The organism is Acidimicrobiales bacterium (assembly GCA_035316325.1).
Classification (GTDB): domain Bacteria; phylum Actinomycetota; class Acidimicrobiia; order Acidimicrobiales; family VFJN01; genus DASXTK01.
On the sequence record DATHJB010000228.1, the window covers coordinates 1 to 8,451 of the forward strand.

The 8,451-nt window shown below is 72.1% G+C and carries 8 protein-coding genes; 4 read left to right on the top strand and 4 right to left on the bottom strand.

The features are described from left to right. Nucleotides 1–290 precede the first annotated feature (290 nt). Complete coding sequence (locus tag VK611_29635) at nucleotides 291–680, bottom strand: SCP2 sterol-binding domain-containing protein (GenBank protein ID HMG45532.1); 390 nt, start codon at nucleotides 678–680, stop codon at nucleotides 291–293. Continuing rightward, entirely contained in the window at nucleotides 665–1,546 is an 882-nt protein-coding gene (gene mca / locus VK611_29640; GenBank protein ID HMG45533.1) for a mycothiol conjugate amidase Mca, read from the bottom strand. Before mca ends, VK611_29635 begins: the two co-directional genes overlap by 16 nt. 157 nt (nucleotides 1,547–1,703) lie before the next feature. Between mca and VK611_29645 the strand changes: the two genes are divergently transcribed. Both VK611_29645 and VK611_29650 read left to right on the top strand, forming a co-directional pair. Beyond that, nucleotides 1,704–2,213, top strand: coding sequence for an NfeD family protein (locus tag VK611_29645; protein ID HMG45534.1), 510 nt, complete (start codon nucleotides 1,704–1,706; stop codon nucleotides 2,211–2,213). Then, nucleotides 2,213–3,193 (top strand): SPFH domain-containing protein, encoded by a 981-nt coding sequence (locus VK611_29650; GenBank protein HMG45535.1) that lies wholly within the window; start codon nucleotides 2,213–2,215, stop codon nucleotides 3,191–3,193. Before VK611_29645 ends, VK611_29650 begins: the two co-directional genes overlap by 1 nt. A 69-nt stretch (nucleotides 3,194–3,262) precedes the next feature. On the opposite strand, the gene VK611_29655 is transcribed toward VK611_29650, so the two are convergent. Then, nucleotides 3,263–4,489, bottom strand: coding sequence for a TrkA C-terminal domain-containing protein (locus tag VK611_29655; GenBank protein ID HMG45536.1), 1,227 nt, complete (start codon nucleotides 4,487–4,489; stop codon nucleotides 3,263–3,265). A gap of 87 nt (nucleotides 4,490–4,576) precedes the next feature. Here VK611_29655 and VK611_29660 point away from each other — a divergent pair, with 87 nt between their 5' ends. Then, nucleotides 4,577–5,980 (top strand): hypothetical protein, encoded by a 1,404-nt coding sequence (locus tag VK611_29660; GenBank protein HMG45537.1) that lies wholly within the window; start codon nucleotides 4,577–4,579, stop codon nucleotides 5,978–5,980. Nucleotides 5,981–6,005: 25 nt separating this feature from the next. Here the strand turns inward: VK611_29660 and VK611_29665 are convergent, their stop codons facing one another. Next, entirely contained in the window at nucleotides 6,006–7,205 is a 1,200-nt protein-coding gene (locus VK611_29665) for a magnesium transporter (GenBank protein ID HMG45538.1), read from the bottom strand. Between the two features lie 121 nt (nucleotides 7,206–7,326). Between VK611_29665 and VK611_29670 the strand changes: the two genes are divergently transcribed. Next, nucleotides 7,327–8,451: DUF885 family protein (locus tag VK611_29670; protein HMG45539.1), on the top strand; the 1,125-nt coding region annotated here is incomplete at its 3' end.

The window sequence follows — 8,451 nt, forward strand, 5'->3', positions numbered from 1 at the left end:
GTGCGCGAAGCCCTTGGTGCTGTAGGCGCCGACGAGCGGCGTGGCACGACTCCCCACCTCCCCGGTGCGCAGCACGGCACTCGCCCAGTCCCCGACCGGCACCCACGAGTCGCCCACCACCGCCAGCGCCCCGACGATGAGCGGCAGCACGACGACGCCAACGGCCGCCCCTCGCGCCACCCCAACCCGAAGTCCCGCCCCAGAACCCGCCACCAGCCAGCGACCCTACCCCCAGTAAGGCCGGCTCACCGGAACGTCAGGAGCCGGCGACCCCGGCACCCCGGGGAGGGTCAGAAGTCGGTCTTGGCAGCGAGGTCGGTGATCGCGGCTTTGTAGGGAGGGCGGTGGGTGGCGGGGAGGAGGGCGAAGAGGCGGGCCATGTCGCCCTCGACCTTCACCGTGCCCTGCATGTAGGCGGCGCTCAGCTCCAGGTCGCCCCGCGCCAACCGCACGGCGTCGTCGTAGGCGAGCGTGACGGTGAGATCGGGGTCGCCGGCCGGCTTGCCGACCGCAGCGTCGACCACCCGGCCGTCGTCGTACTGCGTGGAGTACACGACGTTGCCCTCCGGGGCGCCGTTGACCACGAACTGCACCAGCGCCGACGCCCCCGGAGAAGCCGGGAGCCCCTCCATCGAGGAGCGCAGCGCGTCCAACCAGTCCTGGCTCAGGAACGCGACCACTCGGCCACCTCCCGCACCCCGGCGAACAGGTCGTCCTCCGGCACCGGGGAGTCGACCAGCGACCGCGCCCGGATGTAGTCCTCACGGGTGTTGAGCTTGGCCAGCTCCTCGGGCGGCAGCCCGAACCAGAACGGCGACTCCGGGTCGATCTGCGTCGCGTGCGCCAGCAGCGCCGCGCCCCGCACCCCCGAGTAGCCGGTGATGTCGATCGTGGTGGTGACGCGGTGGTCGAGCCACGGCCGCTGGAACCACTCGTCGCTGTAGGGCGACTCGAGCCCCAGCTCCAGGTAGCGCTGGTGGGCGGCCTCGGTGCGCTGCCGCGACCAGACCGAGTAGTAGATCTTCGACGGCTGCCACGGCTCCCCCAGCTCGGGGTAGGCCCCGGGGTCGCCGGCGGCGTCGAAGGCCGGGCCCGAGATGTCGTGCACCCGCAGGTGGTCGGGATGGGGGTAGCCCTGCTGGTCGTCGGCGTAGGTGACGATGACCTGCGGCCGCTCCCGCCGGATCACCTCGACCAGCCGCCCGACGGCCTCGTCGAAGGGCGCGTTGGCGAAGGCGTCGGCATGCGCGTTCTCCGGGGTGCCCGGCATGCCCGAGTCGCGGTAGCCGAGCCACACGACCTCGTCGTAGCCGATGATGTCGGCCGCGTTGTGCAGCTCGCGCCGCCGGATCGCCGGCAGGTCGGCCCGCACCTCCGGACGGTCCATGGCCTTGTTGAGGATGTCGCCGGCCTCGCCCCCGGTGCAGGTGACCAGCACCGTGCGCACCCCTTCGTCGTGGTAGCGGGCCACCGTGCCAGCGCCTTTGGACGATTCGTCGTCGGGGTGGGCGTGCACGGTCAACAGGCAGAGACGCTGATCGACCATCTAGGCCACGCTACCGGCACCGCCGAGGCCCGGCGGTGAAGGGTCGGAGGTGATCCGCGCAACTGGCCCGCTCGAAGTACATTCTCCCTGGCGGGAACAACTGCGACGAGCAGTGGAACAGAGCGGACGACATGCGAACACGACAGGGGGCGAGGCGATGAACTCGCCCGAGGATTGGCGCTGGATCTGGCTCATCGCGGCGGTGTTCTTCACCGTCGGCGAGATGGCCACACCGGGGTCGTTCTTCCTCTTCCCCTTCGCCGTCGGAGCGATCGTCGCGGCCGCCCTGGCCTTCGGTGGCGTCGGCGTCAGCGTCGAGTGGATCGCCTTCATCGCCGTGTCGATCGCGACCCTGGCGGCCATGCGACCGCTGGCCCGCAAGCTCGACCTCGGCGGCGACGGCCACGGCATCGGCTCACGCCGGCTGATCGGCCAGAACGCCACCGTCCTCGACGAGATCCCCGGTCACGGCGAGCTCGGCATGGTGCGCGTCCACCGTGAGGAGTGGCGCGCCGAGTCGTTCGACGGTTCCCCCATCCCCACGGGCGCGGTGGTGCGCGTCGCCGAGATCGAGGGGACGCGGGTGATCGTGCTCCCGATCGGCGAGGTCACGCCGCCGCCGCCGACCGAACCCCCTCCCCCGCCTCCCCAAGGAGCTGACAGCTGATGACCTGGGCAATCGTCGCGATCATCCTGGCCATACCCCTGGCCATCTACATCATCTCCGGGGTCCGGATCATCCGTCCGTACCAGCGGGGCGTGGTGGAGCGACTCGGCAAGTACAAGACCACCGTCGACCCCGGCCTGCGCCTGATCATCCCGTTCATCGAGTCGGTGCGCACGGTCGACATGCGGGAGCAGGTGGTCGACGTGCCGCCGCAGGAGGTCATCACCTCCGACAACGTGGTGGTCTCGGTCGACGCGGTCGTCTACTACGAGCCCACCGACCCGCAGCGGCTCATCTACAACGTGGCGAACTTCCTGCTGGCGGTCACCAAGCTGGCGCAGACGAACCTGCGGAACGTCATCGGCGACATGCAGCTCGACGAGGCGCTGACCTCCCGCGACAAGCTCAACCTGGCGCTGCGCCAGATCCTCGACGACGCCACCGACAAGTGGGGCGTCCGGGTGGTCCGGGTGGAGATCCAGCGCATCGACCCGCCGCCGGACGTCATGCACGCCATGCACGAGCAGATGAAGGCGGAGCGGACCCGTCGTGCCGTGGTCACCGAGGCCGACGGTGCCCGCCAGGCCGCCATCACCCGGGCCGAGGGCGAGAAGCAGGCCGCGGTGCTGACGGCCGAGGGCGACAAGCAGCAGCAGGTGCTCCACGCCGAGGGCCAGGCCCAGGCCATGGAGCGGGTGGCGGAGGCCGAGCGCTTCCGTCAGCTCACCGTCGCCGAGGGCGAGGCGCAGGCCATCACCTCGGTGTTCAACGCCATCCACGAAGGCAACCCCGACACCGAGCTGCTCACGCTGAAGTACCTGGAGACGCTGCGGGCGATGGCCGACGGCCAGGCCACCAAGATCATCGTGCCGACCGAGCTGGCGGGCCTGGCCGGCTCGCTCACCGCGGTGTCGGAGCTGCTCAGCAGCACCGGCGGCAGCAGCAACGGCGCCGCGATCGAGGCCCCCAAGCCGACCTGACCTCGAAACTGCGTGGCTGGTGGTCGCCAGGCGGCCCTCAGCCACGCAATTTCGGCGGGAAACCCGCCCTCAGACCGGGGTGAGGTGGTGCTCGCCCGTGTCCTCGTCCTCCTCGAGGCGCCAGCCGAGACGGCGGGCGAGGATGGGGTGGCCCTCGTCGGGCCCGCTCGCGATGAGCTCGTCGTAGGCCCGGAGGACCGCGTGGCCCCGGGGGCGGTACAGGTAGCGACCGCCCCGCCGCACCGCCAGCACGTGGAAGCCGGGGTCGACGTCGAGCTGCAGCTCCACCAGGGAGGCGCCGTCGGCCTGCGAGCCGGGGGCGACCGGCACCCGCACCACCACCTCGTCGCTCTCCCCGAAGCCGATCTGCAGGATCGGGTGCAGGTCCTCGTCCTTCTCGATGAGCCAGACCATCTGCTGGGCAGCATCGCCGAGCTCCTCGGCGGCCTGCGAGAGGTGGAGCAGCCCCCGCAGCGGCGCCGGGTCGACGTCGGCCGACGACGCCGATGCCCGCAGCACCCACAGCTCCAGCCGGTCCTTCATCTCGTCGAGCCGGTCCTCGAGCTGGCCCACCTCCGTGGCGAGACCGATGTCGCGCAGGACGATCGCCGAGTAGGCCAGCCCCACCGCGGTCTCGGACACGTTCTTCATCTCGACCAGGACGTCGATGGCCCGGTCGAGGTCGCTGAGCTGGGCGTCGTCGGGTGCGTCCGGGGGCGTCCAGTTGGGCGCCGCGGCCAGCTCGCGCAGGCGGGTGATGCCGGCGGGCGGGCCCCGCAGGAACAGCACGTCGCCGGGCAGCATGATCTCCTCGCCCTCGACGTCGGTGATCCAGTCGCGGTCCCGCCGGATGGCGACGATGCGCATCCCGGTCTGGACGGGCAGCTCCAGGTCCTCCAGCAGCCGCCGGGCCAGGTGGGAGCCGTCGCGCACGCGCACCCGGTGCGACACCTCCTCGGCGTTGGACAGGTCGGCGACCAGCTCGCGGGGGATGCCGAGGCGGTGGGTGACGATGCGGGCGATGTCGACCGCGGCGTTGCCGATCCGCTCGATCGACGAGATCACCTGCAGCACCGAGGCCATCGCGTCGGCCTCGCGGGGGTCGCGCACGGCCATGACGCACACCGCGCGCATGTCGTGGACCAGCTCGTCCATCCGCTCCTCGAGCTCGCCCACCTCCTCGGCCATGTCCGGGTCGCCGAAGTAGAGGGCCGCGTAGGCCAGGTCGACCATCAACTCGGAGAGATCCTTGACCTCCGAGAGCATCGCCCGGAGGTTGCGCGGTCTGTCGTCCATCGGTCCCCGGAACAGTAGGCGACCGGACCGGCTGAGCAGGGACGCGTGCTCTAGCGTGAGCCACAGACGGACTTGGGGGGACGGACGATGGCTCGACGGCGTTGGTACCTGCACGCGGCAGCGCTCCTGGCGCTCACCGCACCGATCGTCGGCTGCGAGCCGGACCCGGTCCGCTCGACGCTGGAACGGCCGATCGACCCCGTCGTGCTCACCGGCGCCCAGGCACCCGGCCTCGTCGGCGCCGAACCCGGCCGGGTCGTGGCGTTCCGGGCCTCGTCGCAGGGCTGGGCGCAGCTCCCGGTCCAGGTCGACGAGCGCCGCACCACCACGATCGCGGCGATCTACGACCTGCCCCCGGGCCAGTTCGGCAGCTCCACCGACGTCCCGGTGAACGTCTACGCCGACCCGACCACGTTCACCGGCGCCGACCCCACCCCCACGGTCGACGCCGACGACGAGATCGTGTTCATGGCCCACGACGCGGGCGGCGACGCCGGCAGTCTCCCCGCCCCGCCCGGCACGGTCGCCGGCAGCGGCGTCGAGGTGGCGATCCACGACCCCGGCGCGCCCGCCGCCGTCGGCTACGTGTACCTGTTCCGCAGCGACGGCTCGCTCGACCCGAGCGCCGGTAGGAGCTACGTCGGCTACACGTTCAGCCTGAACAGCGGCGACTACAAGACCACCTACCGGCGCACCGCCGGCCCCAACCCGGAGAACAGCACCATCACCGGCGCCACCTACACGGCGCACTTCTCCGACCGCTGGCTGCTCGACCAGGTGTCGCTGACCTTCGGCGACCGCCCCGGCGTCGACCTGGTCGACCGGGTGATGTACCGCTTCCCCGGCGTCTGCGTCCGCAACGAGGACACGTTCGACAACGGCGAGGGCGCCTTCGTGGTGAACAAGGTCGGCCCGGTGCGGGCGCTGCGCGGCTACGTCGGCGCCAACAGCGGCCCCAACACCCAGGCCACCCACGCCTTCTACGACACCGCCCTGGAGACGGTGATCGACCTGCGGGTGCACGGCATCCCCGGCGTGGGGGCGACGCTCGACCTCAACCAGCAGGCCGCGGGCATGACGTTCCGCAACCCGCAGGTGCCCGACGGCGTACCGATCGACGGCAACCCGGACACCGTCCCGGCCGGCGCCCCGTCGTGGTGGACGATGACCGGCAGCCAAGGGAACCTCGGCGTCGCCGCGTCGTTCCAGTCGAACCTGGGGCTCAACCCCCAGACCTACTACCAGGACGACCTCACACCCGCCGGCCAGTGCACCGGCGACGGCCAGGCGGTCGGCGAGGCCGGCTCGTTCTTCAACACGACGATCCCCTGCACCGACCCGGGCACGGCCTGCACCGGGACCCTGCGCAGCCGGATCACGACCATCGCCGCGCCCCCGGGCGACCCCGCCCTGGTCCGCACGTGGGCCCAGCAGTCGCTCCAGCCCCTCACGGTGACCACCAGCGTTCTGTCTTCGCTGAGCCCGGCATAGCCGGCTCAGCGAAGACAGAACGCCCCTAGGACAACCCGAACACGACGATGGCCGCCACCAGTGTCAACGCCCCCACCAGGTCGACCGTGGAGCTGACCACCGGGATGCCGTAGGTGTCGGGGTCGGTGCCGGTGCGGTAGGCGACGATCGTGCCGTAGTAGGCGACCCCGACCACGAACACGATCGCCAGGACACCCCCCAGCAGCGACACGCCCACCATCTGCAGCAGGCCGGGGCTCACCTGCCCCAACAGCCGGGCGACGAGATGGGCCCCCAGCCCGTTGAGCAGGAACACCGGCAGCGCCAGGCTCAGCACCACCGAGATGTCGCGCCGGGCGCCCCGGTTGGGCCAGCCGTCGGCCCGCACGAGGCCGAGGAACAGCTTCGACGACAGCCGCCCCGACAGGATCCCGCCCAGCGCCCCGGCGCTCGACAGGTGGGCCGGCACCAGCACCAGCAGCGCCGGCAGCGCCTCGAATCGACCCTGCGAGTGGGCCAGCGCCAGACCGGCACCGGCGCTGATGCACCCGGCCACCGCCAGCACCGGCATCGACTCGCGCACGATCCGGCGCAGCGCCCGGCTGGGCGACCGCCACCCCGCCACCAGCACCACCACCGAGGCGACCACCAGCAGCCAGCCCAGCGTGGTCGACGCCAGCGACGCCCCGACCACGAAGGTCGCCAGGTAGAGCGCCGGGAGGGTGAGCACGTCACCCAGCGTCGACACGAGGGGCGCGGTCACGTTGTCGAGGTCCCAGTTGAACCGCACCGCACCCGCGGTGAGCCCGAGGGCGGCGGCGAGCACCACCACCGAGGCGAGCATCCCCCCGAGGATCGAGATGGTCGACATCGACAGCAGCCCGATCGTGCCCTCCGGCGCCAGCCCGGCGATGCCCCGCGCCTCGATCGCCAGCACCAGCGACATCGCCATCGTCAGCACCACGCAGGCCAGCACGCTCTGGCCGAGCACCGCCTCGCGCCGCAGCGACCAGCGGAACGTACCGGCGTGGAGCGCGGTCGACATGCGGTTGCCGAACGCCCCGAAGATGTTGCCCCGCAGCCCGATCGCCGCCGGGACCAGCACCATCAGCCCCGGGTGGTCGTCGAGCGTGCTGGTGATCGAGCCCAGGAAGGCGCCGGCGACGAGGCTGGTGGACGAGTTCAGCGTGAGCGCGACGAAACCCTGCCGGACACCAGGCGTGTCCGGGCCGTAGAGGGCGCGCAAGGGCGCGGTCGGTAGAGCAGGCCGTCGCATTGCTCGACGTGTGGGGGTTGGTCGTTTCGGGACTCGGCCATGTGGGTGCCTCCGTCCACGGGTCGGGGGACAGTCTGCAACACTCGACCGCATGTCGTCGGACATGCAGCCGCCCGATCCGCCGGACACGTCCCCGTTCGCGACGCTCGCCGGGGCCTACCTCGACGAGCTGTTCGCCGACCGGCCGTCGTTCGCCACCTTCCAGGGCATCGACGGGAGCGACGACCGCTCGCCCGACCTGAGCGCGGCGGGGTTCGACGACCGCGACCGGCGGGCCGACGGCTGGCTGGAGCGGTTCGGCGAGCTCGACGACAGCCTGCTCAGCGACGACGAGCGCATCGACCGCGACCTGGTCGTGTCGGTGCTGCGGGGCGAGCAGGTACGGCGCGACTGGCACGAGTGGCAGCGCAGCCCCGACAGCTACCTCGGCCCGGCGCTGTTCGGCGTGTTCAGCCTGTTCCTGCGCCGCCCGCTGCCCGAGCCCGAGCTGGTGGCGGCCGCCGAGGCCCGACTCCGGGCCATCCCCGAGCTGCTCGAGGCAGGGCGCGCCAACCTCGACGCCGAGCTGGCCGCCGAGGTGCTCGTGCGGCGGGCGCAGGGCCAGTGCGCCGCCGGCGAGACCTACGCCCGCAACCTGGTGCCGGCCGAGGTGGAGGACCCGGCGCTGCGGGCCCGCCTGGCCGAGGCCGGCGAGGTGGCGGCCGCCGCGTTCGCCGCGTTCGGCGCCTTCCTCGACGACCTGGCGGGCCGGGCCGCCGGCGAGTGGGCCATCGGCGAGAAGCGCTACTCGGCGCTCCTGCGCGACGCCGAGCTGCTGTCGTTCGACGCCCCGGGCCTGCACCGGCGGGGCGAGGAGCTGTGGGCCGACCTCGACACCGAGATGTCGGCGCTGGCCCGGGAGATCGACCCGTCCGCCGCGTCGTGGGCGGCGCTGGTCGACGCCCTCGGCGAGAACCGGCCCGGCACGCCCGACGAGATGCGGGCGGCCTACGAGTCGGAGACCGAGCGCTGCCGCACCTTCCTGGTGCACCACGAGCTGGTCAGCTTCGTGGAGGGCGAGCGCTGCGACGTCGTACCGTCGCCGCCGTTCCAGCGCCCGGTGCTGGCGGTGGCGTCGTACTTCCAGCCGCCGGCGTTCAAGCCGTCGCGGATCGGCCAGTTCAACGTGCCCTACCCGCCCGACGGCACGTCCGACGACGAGGTCGCCAAGCGCCTC